The sequence below is a fragment of the Georgenia wutianyii genome, from assembly GCF_006349365.1.
Taxonomy (GTDB): Bacteria; Actinomycetota; Actinomycetes; order Actinomycetales; family Actinomycetaceae; genus Oceanitalea; species Oceanitalea wutianyii.
This window is the reverse complement of record NZ_CP040899.1, coordinates 1,034,002-1,050,868: the sequence shown is the minus strand read 5'-3', so window position 1 is coordinate 1,050,868 and position 16,867 is coordinate 1,034,002. Positions and strand designations below refer to the sequence as shown.

Below are 16,867 nucleotides of genomic sequence, written 5' to 3'. Positions count from 1 at the left end.
GGCGCGGCTCCTAGCGGCCCACCTCCGAGAGCGTGAGCCCGGTGGCCGCGTCGAAGAGGTGGGCGCGGTCGAGGTCGACGCTGACGGACAGGCGCTCACCGAGCGTTCCGGTGACGGCCGGCCGGGCCTTGACCTTGAGCATCTCCTTGCCCACCTTGACGTCGACGACGGTGCGGTCCCCGAGCGGCTCGAGCCCGTAGAGCTCCCCGGCGAGCGCCGCGGCGCCGCGTGCCTCGACGGACACGTCCTCGGCGCGCAGGCCGAGCAGCAGCGGGCGCCCGTCCTCCGCCGTCGTCCACCGCGGTCGCGGCAGGGTCCAGCCCTCCTCCCCCACGAGCCGGTCCCCCTCGGCGCGGCAGGCGAGCAGGCTGATCCGCGGGCTGCCGACGAACCCGGCCACCCACTGGTTGGCCGGGCGGTCGTACACCTCGGTCGGGGTGCCGACCTGCTGCACCGCCCCCTCCCGGAGCACCGCGACCTGGTCCGCCATGGACAGCGCCTCGACCTGGTCGTTGGTGACGTAGACGAACGTGCCGCCGAGGCTGCGGTGGATCCGGGTGAGCTCGGTGCGCATCTCGACGCGGAGCTTGAGGTCGAGGTTGGTCAGCGGCTCGTCCATGAGGAACGCGCGCGGGTTGCGGACCAGTGCCCGCGCCAGGGCCACACGCTGCATCTCCCCGCCCGAGAGCTGGGCAGGCTTGCGGGCGAGGAGCCGCTCGATGTGGAGCAGGTCGGAGACCTTCGCGACGGCGGAGGCGATCGCGTCGGCCGAGGCACCCCGGGCCCGCAGCGGCGAGGCGATGTTCTCGAAGACGGTCTTGCGCGGGTACAGGGCGTAGCTCTGGAAGACCATCGCGAGGTCGCGCGCGGCCGGGGTGTCACCGGTCGCGTCACGCCCGTCGAGGTGCACCGTGCCGGCGTCGAGCCGCTCGAGGCCGGCGATGGCCCGCAGGGTCGTCGTCTTGCCCGCCCCCGAGGGTCCGAGGACGACGAAGAACGCGCCGTCGGGCACCTCGAGGGTCACCCCGTCGAGCGCCTGCACCTCACCGAAGGACTTGCGCAGCCCGTAGGCAGCCACCGTTCCCATCAGGCCACCAGCTCTTCCGTGCTCGAGTCGTAGACGGGCGGGGGCCCGCCGGTGTGCCGCAGTCCCACGGCCTCCTCGGGGTCGAAGCGGACGGTCCGAGGCATGCGGACACGGACGTCCTGCTCCCCGCTGGTGACGACGTAGATGATCTCGTCGCCCAGCACCTCGACGGACACCACCTCGCAGGGCACCGTGTCCTGCGTGCCGGGCGGGGTGATCTCCAGTGCCTCGGGCCGCACGCCGGCAACGAGCGGCCGGTCGCGCCGCAGGCCGGACGGCGGGGTGAGGGCGAGCCCGCCGGGCGCGCGCAGCAGCCCGTCGGCAACCTCGACGTCGAGGAGGTTCATCGGCGGGGAGCCGATGAACGCCGCGCAGAACAGGCTGGCCGGGCGGTTGTAGACCTCCAGGGGCGTGCCGACCTGCTCCACCCGGCCCTTGTTGAGGATCGCGATGCGGTGACCGAGCGACATCGCCTCGACCTGGTCGTGGGTGACGTAGACCATCGTCGTGCCGAGCTCGGCCTGCAGGTGCTTGATCTCGGTCCGGGTGTCGGCGCGCAGCTCGGCGTCGAGGTTGGTGAGCGGCTCGTCCATGAGGAAGGCGCGCGGCCGCCGCACGAGGGCCCGGGCGAGCGCGACCCGCTGCTGCTCCCCGCCGGAGAGCCGGTGCGGCTTGCGGTCCATGAGCGGACCGAGGCGCATCATCCGGGCGGCCTCGTCGACCCGCTCGCGGATCTCCGCCTTGGGCATGCCCTCGGCACGCAGCGGGAAGGCGAGGTTGTCCCGGGTCTTGAGGTGCGGGTAGAGGGCGTAGAACTGGAACACCATGGCGATGTCCCGCTCGGCGGGCGGCAGGTCGTTGACCAGGGTGTCCCCGATGCGGATGTCGCCCGACGTCTGGCGTTCCAGACCGGCCATGGCGCGCAGCGTCGTCGTCTTGCCGCAGCCCGACGGGCCGAGCATGACGAAGAGCTCGCCGTCACCGATGGACAGGTCGACGTGCTCGACCGCCACCGTCCCGTCCGGGTAGCGCTTGTGCAGGGAGGTGACCTCGATGCCGGCCATCAGCGCCTCACCGCCCCGAGGGTCACGCCGGCGACGAGGTGCTTGCGCACCAGGTAGGCGAACACGAGGACCGGGAGCGCGAACACCACCGCCGAGGCGGCGACCAGGCCCCAGTTCACCGTGGTGCCGCCGATGAGGCCGGCGATGGCCGGTGGGGCCGTCCGCACCTCCTGGCTGGACGTGAGGAAGATGGCATAGACGAACTCGTTCCACGAGAAGATGAGCGCGAACACCGCCGTCGCGGCGATGCCCGGGATGAGCAGGGGCAGGGTGAACTTCCGGAACGCCTGCAGGCGGGTGTAGCCGTCGAGCATGGCCGCGTCCTCGTACTCCGAGGGCACCTCGTCCACGAAGCCCTTCATCATCCAGATCGTGAACGGCAGGTTGAACGCCGTGTAGATGAGGATGAGCCCGAGCCTGGTGTCGATGAGCCCGAGCTCGCGGTACATGAGGAAGACGGGGATGACGACGACGACGGGCGGCATGAACCGGGTGGAGAGGATGAAGAACAGCTGGTCCTTCTTTGCCTTGAGCGTGAACCGTGAGTAGGCCCATGCCGCGGGGACGCCGAGCAGGGTGGCCAGCAGGGTCGAGGACCCTGCGACCACGACGGAGTTGAGGAACGACTGGGACAGGTCCGAGCGACCCCCGCCGGGGGCCACGAAGACGTCCTTGTAGTGCTGCAGGGTGACGTCGAACCCGAGGAACTTCGCCGGGACGGCGTAGATGTCCTGGCCGGTCTTGACGGACGTCTGAAGCATCCACATCACCGCGAAGAGCGAGCTGCCCAGCAGCACGGCCAGCAGCGCGATCTCGATCGCGGACCGGGCCCTGCCGACGTTCCCGCGGCGCGCACGCGTCGAGCCGCGGCTGACGGGACCGGGGACGGCGTCGTCGACGGAGATCGCCATCAGCCCTCCTTGAGCTTGTTGAGGTAGCGCAGGTAGAGCTGCGCCAGGACGATGACGACGAGGACCATGAGGATCCCGTACGCCGAGGCGGCCCCGGTACGGAAGCCGAGGAACGCGACCTTGTAGATGTGGAACGACAACGTCTCGGTGGACACCCCCGGTCCGCCGTTGGTGAGGACGTAGACGAGGTCGAACTGGCGGAAGGCCTCGATGGCTCGGAACATCACCGCGATGAGGAGCAGCGGCCACACCATCGGCAGCGTGATGTTGCGGAACCGGAACCACTCCGAGGCCCTGTCGATGGACGCTGCCTCGTACAGGTACTTGGGCACCGCGGTGAGCCCGGCGAGCGCGATGAGCATGATGAACGGCGTCCACTGCCAGGTGTCGACCAGGATCAGCGAGAACAGCGCCGTCCGCTGCTGGGTGAGCCACTCCACCGGTTCGAGCCCGAGGGAGACGAGCAGGCTGTTGACCACGCCGAACTGCGCGTCGAGCATGAAGCGCCAGAACAGCCCGACGACGACCGGCGAGAGCATCATCGGGACGAGGAACAGCGTGGTCAGCAGCCCGCGCCCCCGCGTGCGCCGCGAGATGAGGTACGCGATGGAGAAGCCGAGCACGGTCTGCAGGACGACCGCACCGGCGACGAACAGCGCCGTCGTCAGGGCTCGCGCGTGGACCTCCGACGACGTGAGGACGTCGGCGTAGTTCTCGAACCCGACGAAGCTGCCGGGCTCGCTGCTCGTGGCCGAGTAGTCCGTGAACGACAGGTACAGGGCCCACAGCAACGGGAAGACCGACATGCCGAGCAGCAGGAGCATCGCCGGGGAGATGAAGGCCACGGCGAGCCCACGGTCACGCAGGCGGGGGGAGCGCCCCGGTGAAGGAGGCAGGGATGCTGCCTCCTCCACCGGCGCATCGATCGACGTCGTCATGCTCCGGCTCACAGCCCGCCGTCGCCGTCCAGCACCGACTGCTGCTCCCGGGCGATGTCGTCGAGTGCCGTCTGCGGGTCCTTGGCCCCGTTGAGGGCCGCGTTGACGTTCGTGTTCTCGATGTCGATGAGGCGGGCGTACTCGGGCACGTTCCACATGTCCCGCTGCCGGGAGACGGAGTCGGCGTAGACCTGGTTGAACGGTCCGGCCTCGAGGAACTCCGCGGACTCCAGGGCGTCCGTGCGCGAGGGCACGCCGCCGGCCGCGGCCCACTTCTTCTGGATGTCCTCCTGCTCGAACCACCGCATGAAGTTCAGCGCCTCGGCCACCCGGTCGTCGGGGGCGTAGGCCGAGATGTGCATCCCCATGCCGCCGAGCGGCACGAGGTCGGTCTCCTGCGTCGGCAGGGTGGCGAAGCCGAGCTTGTCGAGGATCTCCTCGCGTGTGTCCCCGAGCGTGGACTGCGCCGGGTCGAGGAGCCCGCCACTCGCCGCGATCCAGTTGAACGCGATGCACGCGCTGCCCTGCGCGACGGCGGCGTTGACCTCGTCGAGGAACCAGTTGCCGGAGCCGGGGGCCGTCAGCGGCTTCATCTCGTTGACGAGGACGTCCATCGCCCGCTGACCGGCCTCGTCGTTGATGACGCCCTCGATCTGGCCCTCCTCACGGTTCCAGAGGTTGCCGCCGTAGAGGGCGTTGACCGTGTTGTAGGTGACCGCCGCGGCGTCCGAGCCGTTGGCCTGGTGGAAGGCGAGCCCGCTGACGCCCGGGTTGTCCTCCTGGCACTGCGCGGCGACCTCGATCATCTCGTCCCACGTCTCGGGGGGCTCGTCGCCGATGAGGTCCTTGCGGTAGATCATCGTCCACGTGTCGCCGAGCAGCGGCAGCCCGTACATGCGCGCGTTCTCGTCACGCTGCCCCGTCTCCGCCTGCGGGTACTGGCCGTAGGCCGCCAGGAGGTAGGGGTCGTAGGCGTCGGTCTCGATGTTCTCGTTGATGAAGTCGGTGATGTCGAGGATGTTGCCGTTCGTCACGGCCTCACCGATGTGCTGGGAGTCGAGGACCGCGATGTCGAAGTCCGTCTGTCGCGCGGCGAACTGGGTGAACATCGCGTCGTGCCAGTTCGCGTTCGGCACGGTGTTGACCGTGATGGTGACGTTCGGCCGCTCCTTGGAGTACTCCGCGTTGGCGAAGTCCTCGAGGAGCTGGGCGGGGGGCCACTCGAACCAGATGAAGCTGAGCTCGAGCGGCTCGTCGGTGAGCTCGGGGATCGTCGCGGGCGCTACGGGACCCTCTGCGTCCGCGTCGTCGGTGCTGCCCTCGCCGCCGCCGCCGCCACAGGCGGCCAGGGCGAGGGCGAACAGCGTGGTCGCTGCCACTGCCCCAGCCCGGCGGCCGTGGCGAGAGCTCCGTCGGTCTCGCTGTGGGTTGGTCATCGGTACTCCTGCTTCCTGCCTCGGGGATGGTGCGGTCGGTTCCTTGCGGTGCGGTGTCACCAGGACGTCGCTACGTACTGGGTCTCCATGAACTCGAGCAGGCCCTCGGTGCTCCCCTCGCGGCCCAGGCCGCTCTGCTTGGTGCCGCCGAAGGGCGCGGCAGGGTCGGACACGAGCCCCCGGTTGAGGCCGACCATGCCGCTGTCGATGCTCTCGGCCAGCCGCAGCCCGCGGCCGAGCTCGCCCGTGTAGAGGTAGCTGACGAGGCCGTACTCCGTGTCGTTGACCATCGTGAGCATCTCCTCCTCCCGCTCGAAGCGGACCACCGGGGCCACCGGCCCGAAGATCTCCTCGTGCAGGAGGCGGGCGTCCGCCGGCACGTCGACGAGCACGGTCGGCGGGTAGTAGGAGCCCGGTCCGTCCTCCGGCCGGGCGCCGCCGAGGACGGCGCGGGCGCCGCGGGCGAGCGCGTCCTGGACGAGCTCGTCGACCTTCCGGACGGCGTCGTCGTTGATGAGCGGCCCGCACTGGGTGCGCTCGTCGGAGCCCGGCCCGACCCGGACGGCGGCCATCCGGGCGACGAGGCCCTCGACGAAGGTGTCGTGGACCGGTGCCTGGACGAAGAACCGGTTCGCAGCGGTGCACGCCTGGCCCCCGTTGCGCATCTTGGCGACCATCGCCCCCTCGACCGCCGCGTCGACGTCGGCGTCGGCGAGGACGACGAACGGCGCGTTGCCGCCGAGCTCCATCCCGCACTTGAGCACCTGGTCGGCGGCGGTGCGCAGCAGGCGGCGGCCGATCTCCGTCGAGCCGGTGAAGGAGAGCATGCGGGTGCGGGGGTCGGTGAGCACCGCCTCGATGACGGGACCGGGCCGCCTCGTGGTGAGGACATTGAGGACCCCGTCGGGCAGCCCTGCCTCCTGGAGCAGGGCCGCCACCGCGAGCGCCGTCAGCGGTGTCTCGGTGGCCGGCTTGAGGATCGCGGTGCACCCGGCGGCGAGGGCCGGCGCGATCTTGCGGGTCGCCATCGCCGCGGGGAAGTTCCACGGGGTGATGAGCACGCTGATGCCGACGGGCCGGTGGGTGACCACCAGCCGGTTGCCCCCGCCCGGGGAGAGTCCCACCTGGCCGCGCAGCCGGACCACCTCCTCGCCGTACCACCGGAAGAACTCCGCGGCGTAGGCGACCTCGGAGCGGGCGTCCGCCAGCGACTTGCCGTTCTCGAGGCTGATGAGGAGGGCGAGCTCCTCGCTGCGCTCGTGCATGAGCGTGTGGACGCGCAGCAGCAGCTCGGCCCGGGCGCGGGGCGCGGTCGCCGCCCACCCTGCCGCGGCGGCGGCCGCGGCGTCGACCGCGTCCTGGGCGTCCGGGACCCCGGCGTCGGCGACGGAGGCCAGCACCTCGCCGGTGGCGGGGTCGCGCACGTCGATACGTCCCCCGTCGTGGCCACCGCGCCAGGCACCGGCCACGAGGAGGTCGGTGGGGACGTCGAGGCGGTCGAGGACCGGTCGCACGGACTCGTGCATCCTGAGGCTCATCGGGCAGCTTCCTTCGTGGTGAGGTCCGGGGCGGACGGCCCGGACGCCTGGCGCAGCGACGCCCGGTCGCCGCTGTGGGCGGCGCGCACGATCCGCTCCAGGGAGTCGGCGTCGACCGGACGGGGGTTGTTCGCGACGAGCCGCGCGGCCCCGAGGGCCTGCTCCGCCGTCCAGCGCAGCCGGTCGGCAGGCAGCCCGAGGTCGGCGAGTGTGGCGGGGATGCCCACGGCAGCGAGCAGGGCCGCGACCCGGTCGATCGCCTCGTCGGCCAGGTCCTCCTCGGCGGCGTCCGGGGACGCGCCCATCGCCAGGGCGACGGCGGCGAGCTCGGGGACGCGGGCCGGCCGGTTGAACTCCATGACGTAGGGCAGCAGGACCCCGACCCCGACGCCGTGCGGGGTGTGGGTGAGCGCGCCGACCGGATACTGGATCGCGTGGGCCACGGCGGTGCCGGCCGTGCCGAGGGCGAACCCGCCGGCGGTGGCCCCGAGCATCATCGCCTCGCGCGCCGCCATGTCGGTCGGGTCCGTCCACGCGCGCACCAGGGCGCCGGCGATCTGCCGGACGGCCATGAGGGCGTAGGTGTCGGTCAGCGTGTTCTTCCCGACGAAGACCCGCTCCGTGGCGAGCTCGGCGCTGACCGGACGGCGGATCGCGGTGAAGGCCTCGATCCCGTGGGACAGGGCATCGGCACCCGCACTCGCGGTGAGGGCGGGCGGGCAGCCGACGGTGAGCTCGGGGTCGCACACGGCGGTGTGCGGGATGAGGTGTGGGCTGGAGATGCCGACCTTGCTCACCCGCTCGGGGTCGGTGAGCACGGCGACGGGCGTCACCTCCGACCCGGTCCCGGCGGTCGTCGGCAGCGCCACGACCGGCATCACCGGGCCGGGCACGCGGCACTCCCCGTAGTAGTCCGACGGCACTCCCCCGTGCGTGAGGAGCACGGCCACCGCCTTGGCGAGGTCGAGACAGCTGCCACCTCCCATGCCGACGACGACGTCCGGCTCGGCGTCGGCGGCGAGGGCGGCGCACTCGATCACCTGGTGCACGGGGACGTCCGCGAGCACCTCGGCGAAGACCGTCACCCGCACCCCCGCGCCCTCGAGCAGCCCGACGAGCTCGGCGAACTCCTCCGTGGCACCGAAGCGGGCGTCCGTGCAGACCAGGGCCCGGGAGCCGAGAGCGGCGGTGAGGCTGCCCAGGGCGCGACGCTGCCCGACGCCGAACACGACCTGTCGAGGTGCACGCAGGACACCGAGCATGCTCATGGGGGCTCCATGGGTAGTGGAAGAAGCCGGCGGGACGTACGCGACAATGCGATGTGGATGAAGCGCCGATGCTTTCCGATACGATCCGATGTGCCGAGATCATGGAGCACCCGGCGAGCCGCTGTCAACCACCGCGAGACGAAAGTGGGCACACCCCTGTGAACGAGGACATGACGCCGGAGCGCGCGGCCGGCGGCCCGCACCCGGGAGCACAGCCCGGCCGGCCCCTCGCCGACGAGGTGCACGACACCCTCCTCCGCCAGCTCATGTCCTCGCGGTTCGTGCCGGACTCCCGGGTGACGATCGACGCCCTGGCACGCGAGCTCGGCGTCTCGCAGACGCCGATCCGGGCTGCCCTCAACCGCATGGAGGCCGACGGCCTGGTCGTCCGGGTGCCGCACGCCGGCTACCGGATCCCTCCCCTCATCACCCGCGAGCGGTTCGACGACATGCTCGAGCTCCGCCTGCTCCTCGAGCCCGCGGCTGCCCGCCGCGCCGCCGAGCGAGCAACGTCTGCCCAGGTCAACGAGCTGCGCAGGCTACTGGAGGAGATGGCGGGCCTGGAGGAGGGTGACGGGCCGAGCGCCTACGGCACCTTCGGCCTGCGCGACGCCGCCTTCCACGACCTCGTCGCCTGCAGCGCCGGGAACCAGCTCGTGCGCGAGGCACTCGCCCGGCTGCACACCCACGTGCACCTCTTCCGGCTCGTCTACGACACCCAGGTGACCTACCTGGCCATGAGCGAGCACGACGAGATCCTCGCCGCCATCGCGGCGCGCGACCCCGACCAGGCCGCCTACGCCATGCGCCAGCACATCCTCCTCTCGGGCGACAGGTTCCGGCCGCTGTTCGACGACGCACTGCTCGCGACCGCTCCGTAGACGGGGGTTGACTGGCAGCCGCCCGGCGCGCGATCCTTGGGCGTCAGACGAGATCGGATCGGATCTGATCCGCTCGGCCCCACCGGCCGAGCGGCACCCCTCACCCAACGTCGAGTGCGAGGAGACAGTCAGGTGCCCAGAGCGTTGCTCCTGACCGGCGATGCCGCCGAGGAGCTTGACACCATGTACCCCTACTACCGCGTGCAGGAGGGCGGCTGGGACGTCGACGTCTCGTCGAGGACGATGCGCGACGTGCAGCTCGTCATCCACGAGTTCGACCCGAACTCCGACGCGTACGTCGAGAAGAACGGCCGCAAGCTGCCGGTCGACGTGCCCTGGGAGGACGTCGACGTCGAGCTCTACGACGCCCTCATCATCCCCGGGGGCCGCGCCCCCGAGTGGATGCGCGTGGACGCCCACGTCCGCCGGATCACCGAGCACTTCTTCGCCCGCAACCTGCCGATCGCCCTGGTCTGCCACGGCGCGCAGGTGCCGGCGGTGTACGGGCTGCTCAAGGGCCGGCGGACCGCGTGCTTCCCGCCCATCACCGGCGACATGGAGAACGCGGGGGCGACGGTCGTGGACGCCCCCGACGTCGTCGACGGCAACCTCGTCTCCTGCCGGGGATGGCCGGACATGCCGCAGTTCGGGCGGGCGATGATGGACCTCTTCTCGAAGTCCCTCGTCACCGCCTGATGCGCCCGACCACCCTCGACCGGTGAGGGCCGAGCGCACCGTCGTCGTCGACGGTTCGCCGGTCCACGTGACCGAGGGCGGCGCCGGACCGGCGGTCCTGCTCCTGCACGGCTCCGGACCCGGGACGACCGGGTCCGGAGCCTGGGCCGCCACCATCGACGCGCTCGCGGGCTCGTGGCGGCTGGTGGCCCCCGACCAGGCGGGCTTCGGCCGCACCCCCCTGCCGCTGGGCTCGCGCGGCGGGCTGCGGGTCTGGACGGAGCAGGCCGCCGCGCTCATGGACGCCCTCGACCACGAGTCCTACGCCGTCGTGGGCCACTCCATGGGTGGCGCCGTCGCCCTGGCGCTGGCGGCCGCGCGTCCCCGGCAGGTCACCCACGTCGTGCCGGTGGGGACGATGGGCGCCCCGGGGGCGCCGTTGTCGCCCGACCTCGACGCCGTGTGGGCCGCTCCCGCCACCGAGGACGGCGCGCGGGACATGCTCGAGCGCATCCTGCTCGACCGGTCGCTGGTCACCGAGGCGGCGGTGTCGGCCCGGACTGCGGCGATGCGGGCCGGCCAGGCCGCGTTCGCCCGGCTCTTCCCGCCGCCCCGCACGCGGTGGGCTGAGGACCTCACCCTGTCGGCGCAGACCCTGGCAGCGGTCCGCGCGCCGGCCCTGCTCGTCCACGGCGCCCAGGACCGCCTCACTCCCCTGCGCGCGGCGGCGCTGCCGCTGCTCGACCACCTCGCCGACGTCCGGCTGCACGTCCTGGGGCGGTGCGGTCACGCGCCGCAGGTCGAGCACCCGGAGGAGTTCCACCGGCTGCTGGGCGGCTTCCTCGGCCGGGAGTGAGAGCCGGGCCCACCTGCTCAGTTCGTGGCGCCCGCCGCTCTCCGGACGAGCTGGGCGATCTGCTCCTGCTCGGCCGGACCGAGCGGGCCGGTCACGGCGTACGACGTCGGCCACATGACGCCGTCGTCGAGCCGGGCCGCCTCCTCGAACCCGAGGCTGTTGTAGCGGGTGCCGTACTTCGCAGAAGAGTGGAAGAAGACGACGACCTTGCCGTCGGCGTCGGTCCACGCCGGCTGCCCGTACCAGGTCTTCGGGCGCAGGCCGGGCGCGGCCTCGGAGACGATGACGTGGACGCGCTCGGCGACGGCCCGCTGGTCCTCCGGCATCGCGCGGATGCTCTTCAGCAGGTCCTCGAGTCCCGCCGCAGCCTTCTTCCCTCCCTTCTCCGCGCGCAGCTCCGCAGCGCGTTCCCTGATCGCCGCGAGCTCCACCTCGGTGAACCCACCGGACTCCTCGTGTGCCATGAGCCGCTCCTCCCTCGTCGATGAGGTCACGCTAGGGCGACGGGCGGCACGGTCGCTTCTCGAATCCTGATCGAGTTCCGCGGCGCCTCCTCCAGCAGGTACCGAGACATCCGGTCCGGGACCCGCTCGCGGTCGTCAGTACCCGGTGACAGAACCCGCCGAGCCCCGCACCGCTCCGATGCCGGCGATCGCGACGAGGACGAGGACCAGCATCGCCGCACGGGTCAACCAGCGCCGGCGACGCCCCCAGGTCGACGCGACGACGACGGACAGTGCGTAGACCGCCGCGACGATGCCCGTCCACGTCACCCCGGCAGGCCTTCGCTCCGCGCCGCCGCACCCTGGCGGAGCCGGATAGATCGCGGGGCAGACGACTTCCATGGGAACCACCAGCCACCAGATGGCTGCCAAGGTGGCCACGAGGACGACGGTCGCAGCGATGACCACGCTTCGCGTCCCCATGCCGGGTGACGTCGCCGTCGAGTCGTCAACGGTCATGTCGTGCAGGTTAGCGTTCTCGGCGGCCGGGGCGAACGGCACTCGGTACGCAGACTCCGCAAGCGCGCGGCGGGATCAGCGGGCGAGGTCGCGGCGACGGAACCCGGCGAAGCCGATGAGGAGGAAGCCTGTGGTGAACAGGGTGATCCACAGGAGCCCGGTGAGGTCGACGGCGGTCGCAGTCACCTCGGGGACGTGCCAGAAAGGGCTGATTCCCAGGACCCAGTCGTCCAGGCCGAACGTGGGTCCCAGGAGGGTGAGGCCGAAGGAGGCCACGACCCCGATCCAGGCGGCCAGGCTGACGGCCGGCCGGGCGCCGATGACGGCGGCGGAGACGGCGACGACGGTCCACACGGCAGGGACGGTGGCGAGGGCCTGCAGGAGGACGTCGGAGAAGGTGACGCCGATGTCGGAGCCCGAGGCGAGGGCGGCGACGAGGGTGCCGGCGATCAGCAGGTAGATGGTGGGCGCACCGAGCGCGAGGAGCACATTGCCGACGTAGTAGCGGGAACGGGTGACGGCGGTCGCCATGACCGGCTCGACGCGGTCCTCCATCTCCTCGCTGCGGACCTTGAGCATGGTCTGGACGCCGGGAACGGCGGCGATGATGCCGAGCAGGCTCAGGAGCGTGAGGAGGAACGCGGAGATCAGGTGGGACTGTCCGGTCGCACCCGCGGCGAGGATCTGCCCGGCCGGGCTGTCGGGGCCCAGGACGTCGGTGATGGAGGCCGCGAGGTATCCGAACACGATGCCGAGAAGGGCGAAGGCGATGGTCCAGGCGATGAGAAGACCGCGGTTGAGCCTCAGCGTCAGCCCCCAGGCGGTGCGGGCCCTGCCGCGCGAGGGTCCGGGCGCCGGCTTGATCGCTCCCTGCCCGAAGTCACGACGTGCCTGCAGGATGAATGCGGCGACCAGGGCGACGAGTGTGAGCGCGCCGGCGAGCAGCAGGGGCCACCAGTGGTCGCCCGTCGCCGGCCGGGTCTCGGTCATCCAGCCGAGCGGGTTGGCCCAGACGGCCCACGCGGGTGCCTCGACGGCGTAGGCGAAGCCACGGAGGACGAACAGGGTGCCGAGGGTGGCCACGGCGATGGAGCTCGCGGTGTGTGCGTCGGAGCCGAGCTGGGCGGCGATCGCCGCAACGCCGGTGAACATCCACCCGGTGGCGGTGAAGGTGGCCCCGAGCAGCATGGAGGGTCCCCACCCGCCTCCGCAGGCGACGGTGAGCAGGGCGGAGACCAGGCCGAGCGCGAGGCTGCCGGTCAAGGCCATGGCGACGCCGGTGAGCAGGCGACTGGAACGGCCGAGCACACCGGAGGCCAGGAGCTCGGCCTGTCCGGAGTCCTCCTGGCCGCGGGTGGCACGCATGACGGTGGAGATGGCCCCGAGCGCCGCGAGGAACCCGCCCAGGGCCAGGGCGCGCCAGGCGTTGAACCCGTCGGCGGTGGTCACGTCGAACGCCGGTCCGAAGATCAGGCCGAGGGCCGGGTTCGCGCCGACCGCAGCCGCCAGACCCTGGCGAGCCTGCTGCGTGTGGAAGACCCAGGGGTAGACGAGGACCGAGGAGGCGGACAGGACGGTCGCGATGGCAACCCATGGCGCGAACTTGCGCCCGTCGTGCCTGAGGGACGTGCGCAGGAGTGGGAGCGTCCCGGTGAGGCTTCCTCCTTCGGCCCTGGCAGTGGCGGCCGGGCTCATCGCGTCCCTCCGGCGGCGTGTGCGGCGTCCTCGTCCTCGTACAAGCGGAGGAACACGCTCTCCAGGGACGGCGGCTCGACGGTCAAGGACACGAGCCCGTACCCGGTCAGCAGGGTCATGGCGTCACCGATGCGGTCGGACTCGACCGTGACGTCGAGACGGTTCCCCTCGAGACGGACGTCGTGCAGGCGGGTGAGGTCGTTCGGGTCCGGGACCCGCTCGAGGACGGCGTGCACCGCGGTCCGGGCGTCGCCTCGCACGTCGGTCAGGGTGCCGGACCGGATGATCCGCCCGTTGCGGATGATGCTGAGCCGGTCGGCCAGCGTCTCGATCTCCGCCATGATGTGGCTGGAGAGCAGCACCGTCGTGCCCCGCGCCCGGGCCTCGGCGATGACGTCCTGGAACACCTTCTCCATCAGGGGGTCCAGGCCGCTGGTCGGCTCGTCGAGGATGAGCAGCTCGGCGTCGGAGGCCAGGGCGGCGACGATCGCCACCTTCTGACGGTTGCCCTTGGAGTACTGGCGGCCACGCTTGGTGGGGTCGAGCTCGAACCGTTCGACGAGCTCCGCCCGGCGATCCTCGTTCAGGCCGCCGCGCATGGAACCGAGCAGGTCGATCGCCTCTCCGCCCGTCATCCCGGGCCACAGCGAGACGTCGCCGGGCACGTACGCCAGGCGTCGGTGCAGAGCCACCACGTCGCGCCACGGGTCCTGGCCGAGCAGCCGCACGGTGCCGCCGTCGGCCCTGAGCAGCCCGAGGAGCACGCGGATGGTCGTGGACTTCCCTGCGCCGTTCGGGCCGAGGAAGCCGTGCACCTGGCCGCGCTCGACCCGGAGGTCCACGCCTCGCAACGCCGGGAACTTGCCGTAGGACTTCGTCAGGCTGTCGATCTCGATCACTGCCTCTGCCGCGCTCATGCGTCTCTCCCAGCCTGCGAGTACCCATCCATGGCAGGTCCACCATAACTCCACGGGTGAGGAACTCTGCAAGTGGGGAGTTAAGGTGGGGTATGACCGACGACCCAGCCGGATCCCGTCGTCGACCGACGGGGCGACGCCCCGGCGACAGCGGGACCCGCGAGGCGATCCTGGACTCCGCCCTGGCGCTCTTCGCCGAGCGCGGGTACGAGGGAGCCTCGATCCGTGCGATCGCGACCGACGCAGGCGTGGACCCGGCACTGATCCGCCACTTCTTCGGGGACAAGGACACCCTCTTCGCCGTCGCGGTCTCGGACCGCACGGCGATACCCGAACGTCTGGCGGCCTCGCTCGCCGGCGCCCCGCAGGAGATCGGCCACCGCGTCACGGACAGCTACCTGCGCATGTGGGACGAACCGCAGACGCGTCGGGTCCTGCTCGCCCTGGTCCGCTCCACGACCACCGCGGAGCGGGCAGCGGACATGGTGCGCGACCTCCTCGGAGCGCACATGCACGAGACGACGGGGATCACCGCAGAGGACCCCCGGATGCTGGGCGTCGCACTCGCCGCCTCCCATCTCCTCGGCGTCGCCCTCGCCCGCCACGTCATCCGGGTGCCCGCCCTCGCCACCATGGATCACGCCGCCCTCGTGGACCAGGTCGCACCTGCGGTGCAGCACTACCTGGGGAACGTCCTCGCGCTCCCCGGCGGCGCACGGAGGGACTAGCCCCACCGCCCGGCAGGTCGGCCGCAGCGGGGTCCCCTCTGCGTGCCTGGACGCGTGGGACGCGCCCTGCGCCGGTCAGCCGCGGCCGTCGGCCAGGCCGCGGGCGTACGCCTCGGCCGAGCCCTCCCGGAACAGGTCGTCCTCGGACCGGCGGGCGAGCACGCGGGCTCCCTCGCCGTCCTCGCGGGTGACGAGGTGCCCCAGCCCGCGGACGACGGCGACAGGGCGTCCGTCGGCCTTGCCCTTGACGAGCTCGGCCGCGGCGGCGATCTCGTCGGCGGCGGCGATGACGGTCATCCGCAGCTCGCGGCCGTAGCCGTCGCGCCGGCCACGGTGGTCCTGGAGGGTGCGGATGCCTGCGGCGCCGATGGCGATGTCGGTGACGCCCTCGCGCCACGGCCGCCCCACGGTGTCGGTGACGACGACGCCGGGCCGCACCCCGAGCCGCGCGTCCAGCCCGCGGCGCAGCGCCCGGGCGGAGGCGTCGGGGTCCTCCGGCAGGAGCAGCGCCGTCCCGAGCGGGACGTCGGAGGTGTCCACGCCCGCTGCCGCGAGGACGAGCCCCTGCGGGTTCTCCACGATGCGCAGCGTCGAGCCGTCGGGGCGGACGCGCTCGGCCACCACGCGCACCGTCTGGCCGGCGATCACCTGCTCCAGCTCCTCGCGGGTCCGCGCGGCGACGAGCCGTCGCTCGGCCTTGGCCACGACCTTGCTCGCGACGACGACGACGTCCCCCTCGACCATCCCCGTCGAGCCGTCGGGCCAGGTGAGGGCGCGCAGCCCCGGGCTGAGCAGCGCGGCGAGGTCGTCCCCGCCGGTGACGGGCGGGACGCCCTCGACTGCCTGAGCCATGATCATCATCAGCGCACCACCTTGGGGAGGACGTCGCGGCCGAAGACCTCGAGCCACCGGCGCTGGTCGCGCCCGACGTTGTGGAGATAGACGTGGTCGACGCCGAGGTCGGCGTACTTCTGCAGCTCGGCGCGGTGGACGTCGGGGTCGGAGGAGATGACCATCCGCCCGGCGAAGTCCTCGGGCCGCACGAGGCGGGCCATCGCGGCGAAGTCGAAGGGGGAGCGGATGTCCGCCTTGGCGAAGCGCATCGCCCCGTTGGGCCACTCGGTGAGCGCGTTCGCGAGCGCCTCCTCCTCCGTGGGCGCCCACGACAGGTGGAGCTGGAGGATCTTCGGCATCGTCGCCGGGTCCTTGCCCGCCTCCCGGGCGCCCTGGGCGAAGCGGTCGAACAGCCCGGCCACCTTCTCCACCGGGGCGCCGACGGTGATGATCCCGTCGGCGTGCTTGCCCGCACGCCGCGCGGTCACCGGGCCGCCGGTGGCGACGTAGATGGGCGGGGCCTGCTCCGGCATCGTCCACAGCCGGGTGGACTCCAGCCGGAAGAAGGTGCCCGAGTGCTTCGTGTCCTTGCCCGCGAGGGAGGCGGTGAAGAGCTTGGAGATGATCTCCACGGCCTCGAACATCCGGTTGATCCGCTCGGGCGCCTCGGGCCAGTACGGCGCGACGACGTGCTCGTTGAGCGCCTCCCCGGAGCCGATCCCCAGCCAGTGCCGTCCCGGGTACATCGCCGCGAGCGTCGCCGAGGCCTGCGCGACCACCGCCGGGTGGTAGCGGAAGGTCGGCGCGGTGACGCCCGGGCCGATGTCCCCGCGGGTGCGCTCCCCCAGCGCCGCCAGGACGTTCCACACGAAGGAGGCCTGGCCCTGCGTCGGTGTCCAGGGCTGGAAGTGGTCGGCGGCCATGACGCCGGTGAAGCCGTGGGCCTCGGCGTGGGCCGCGTAGTCGAGCACCTCCCGCGGGTGGAACTGCTCCAGGGCAGCGGCGTAGCCGATCTTCATGCCGGCCAGTCTCCCAGGCCCGCGCTGCGGCCCGCACACGCCCCCTCCGTGCCGCGGC

Annotated in this window: 17 protein-coding genes; 4 read left to right on the top strand and 13 right to left on the bottom strand. The window is 72.0% G+C overall.

What is annotated here, in order from left to right; translation table 11 throughout:
• Window positions 1-10: 10 nt before the first annotated feature.
• From FE251_RS04685 to FE251_RS04655, 7 genes are all read right to left on the bottom strand, one after another.
• The gene (locus FE251_RS04685; protein ID WP_139072084.1) at window positions 11-1,087 is read right to left on the bottom strand and encodes an ABC transporter ATP-binding protein; all 1,077 of its coding nucleotides are present in this window, start codon (window positions 1,085-1,087) and stop codon (window positions 11-13) included.
• Entirely contained in the window at window positions 1,087-2,151 is a 1,065-nt protein-coding gene (locus FE251_RS04680) for an ABC transporter ATP-binding protein (protein ID WP_139948120.1), read from the bottom strand. The genes FE251_RS04685 and FE251_RS04680 overlap by 1 nt, the downstream gene beginning before the upstream one ends.
• The gene (locus FE251_RS04675; protein WP_139072082.1) at window positions 2,151-3,062 is read right to left on the bottom strand and encodes a carbohydrate ABC transporter permease; all 912 of its coding nucleotides are present in this window, start codon (window positions 3,060-3,062) and stop codon (window positions 2,151-2,153) included. The genes FE251_RS04680 and FE251_RS04675 overlap by 1 nt, the downstream gene beginning before the upstream one ends.
• The gene (locus tag FE251_RS04670; RefSeq protein ID WP_139948119.1) at window positions 3,062-4,000 is read right to left on the bottom strand and encodes a carbohydrate ABC transporter permease; all 939 of its coding nucleotides are present in this window, start codon (window positions 3,998-4,000) and stop codon (window positions 3,062-3,064) included. Before FE251_RS04670 ends, FE251_RS04675 begins: the two co-directional genes overlap by 1 nt.
• 8 nt (window positions 4,001-4,008) lie before the next feature.
• Complete coding sequence (locus FE251_RS04665; protein WP_223147567.1) at window positions 4,009-5,379, bottom strand: extracellular solute-binding protein; 1,371 nt, start codon at window positions 5,377-5,379, stop codon at window positions 4,009-4,011.
• Between the two features lie 113 nt (window positions 5,380-5,492).
• On the bottom strand, window positions 5,493-6,974 hold the full coding sequence (locus tag FE251_RS04660; protein WP_139948117.1) for an NAD-dependent succinate-semialdehyde dehydrogenase: 1,482 nt from the start codon (window positions 6,972-6,974) through the stop codon (window positions 5,493-5,495).
• On the bottom strand, window positions 6,971-8,242 hold the full coding sequence (locus FE251_RS04655) for an iron-containing alcohol dehydrogenase (RefSeq protein ID WP_139948116.1): 1,272 nt from the start codon (window positions 8,240-8,242) through the stop codon (window positions 6,971-6,973). The genes FE251_RS04660 and FE251_RS04655 overlap by 4 nt, the downstream gene beginning before the upstream one ends.
• 158 nt (window positions 8,243-8,400) lie before the next feature.
• Here FE251_RS04655 and FE251_RS04650 point away from each other — a divergent pair, with 158 nt between their 5' ends.
• From FE251_RS04650 to FE251_RS04640, 3 genes are all read left to right on the top strand, one after another.
• Window positions 8,401-9,123, top strand: coding sequence for a GntR family transcriptional regulator (locus tag FE251_RS04650; RefSeq protein WP_223147566.1), 723 nt, complete (start codon window positions 8,401-8,403; stop codon window positions 9,121-9,123).
• Between the two features lie 132 nt (window positions 9,124-9,255).
• On the top strand, window positions 9,256-9,819 hold the full coding sequence (locus tag FE251_RS04645; RefSeq protein WP_139948115.1) for a DJ-1/PfpI family protein: 564 nt from the start codon (window positions 9,256-9,258) through the stop codon (window positions 9,817-9,819).
• Between the two features lie 22 nt (window positions 9,820-9,841).
• Window positions 9,842-10,654 carry an alpha/beta fold hydrolase gene (locus FE251_RS04640; RefSeq protein WP_139948114.1) on the top strand — a complete coding sequence of 271 codons (813 nt, stop codon included), beginning with the start codon at window positions 9,842-9,844 and terminating at the stop codon, window positions 10,652-10,654.
• A gap of 17 nt (window positions 10,655-10,671) precedes the next feature.
• Here FE251_RS04640 and FE251_RS04635 read toward each other — a convergent pair whose 3' ends face one another.
• The 4 genes from FE251_RS04635 to FE251_RS04620 all read right to left on the bottom strand — a co-directional run bounded on the left by FE251_RS04635 (window position 10,672) and on the right by FE251_RS04620 (window position 14,228).
• Complete coding sequence (locus FE251_RS04635) at window positions 10,672-11,118, bottom strand: DUF1801 domain-containing protein (protein WP_139948113.1); 447 nt, start codon at window positions 11,116-11,118, stop codon at window positions 10,672-10,674.
• A gap of 135 nt (window positions 11,119-11,253) precedes the next feature.
• On the bottom strand, window positions 11,254-11,616 hold the full coding sequence (locus FE251_RS04630; protein ID WP_139948111.1) for a hypothetical protein: 363 nt from the start codon (window positions 11,614-11,616) through the stop codon (window positions 11,254-11,256).
• Window positions 11,617-11,691: 75 nt separating this feature from the next.
• The gene (locus tag FE251_RS04625) at window positions 11,692-13,311 is read right to left on the bottom strand and encodes an ABC transporter permease (RefSeq protein WP_139948109.1); all 1,620 of its coding nucleotides are present in this window, start codon (window positions 13,309-13,311) and stop codon (window positions 11,692-11,694) included.
• The gene (locus FE251_RS04620; RefSeq protein ID WP_139072072.1) at window positions 13,308-14,228 is read right to left on the bottom strand and encodes an ABC transporter ATP-binding protein; all 921 of its coding nucleotides are present in this window, start codon (window positions 14,226-14,228) and stop codon (window positions 13,308-13,310) included. The genes FE251_RS04625 and FE251_RS04620 overlap by 4 nt, the downstream gene beginning before the upstream one ends.
• Before the next feature lie 92 nt (window positions 14,229-14,320).
• On the opposite strand from FE251_RS04620, the gene FE251_RS04615 reads away from it, so the two are divergent.
• Window positions 14,321-14,956 carry a TetR/AcrR family transcriptional regulator gene (locus FE251_RS04615; RefSeq protein WP_139948107.1) on the top strand — a complete coding sequence of 212 codons (636 nt, stop codon included), beginning with the start codon at window positions 14,321-14,323 and terminating at the stop codon, window positions 14,954-14,956.
• Window positions 14,957-15,031: 75 nt separating this feature from the next.
• Here FE251_RS04615 and cofE read toward each other — a convergent pair whose 3' ends face one another.
• Window positions 15,032-15,817: a coenzyme F420-0:L-glutamate ligase gene (gene cofE, locus FE251_RS04610; RefSeq protein ID WP_407925284.1), complete on the bottom strand. Its 786-nt coding sequence runs from the start codon at window positions 15,815-15,817 to the stop codon at window positions 15,032-15,034.
• Window positions 15,817-16,809, bottom strand: coding sequence for a TIGR03557 family F420-dependent LLM class oxidoreductase (locus FE251_RS04605; RefSeq protein WP_139072070.1), 993 nt, complete (start codon window positions 16,807-16,809; stop codon window positions 15,817-15,819). Before FE251_RS04605 ends, cofE begins: the two co-directional genes overlap by 1 nt.
• Between the last annotated feature and the right edge of the window lie 58 nt (window positions 16,810-16,867).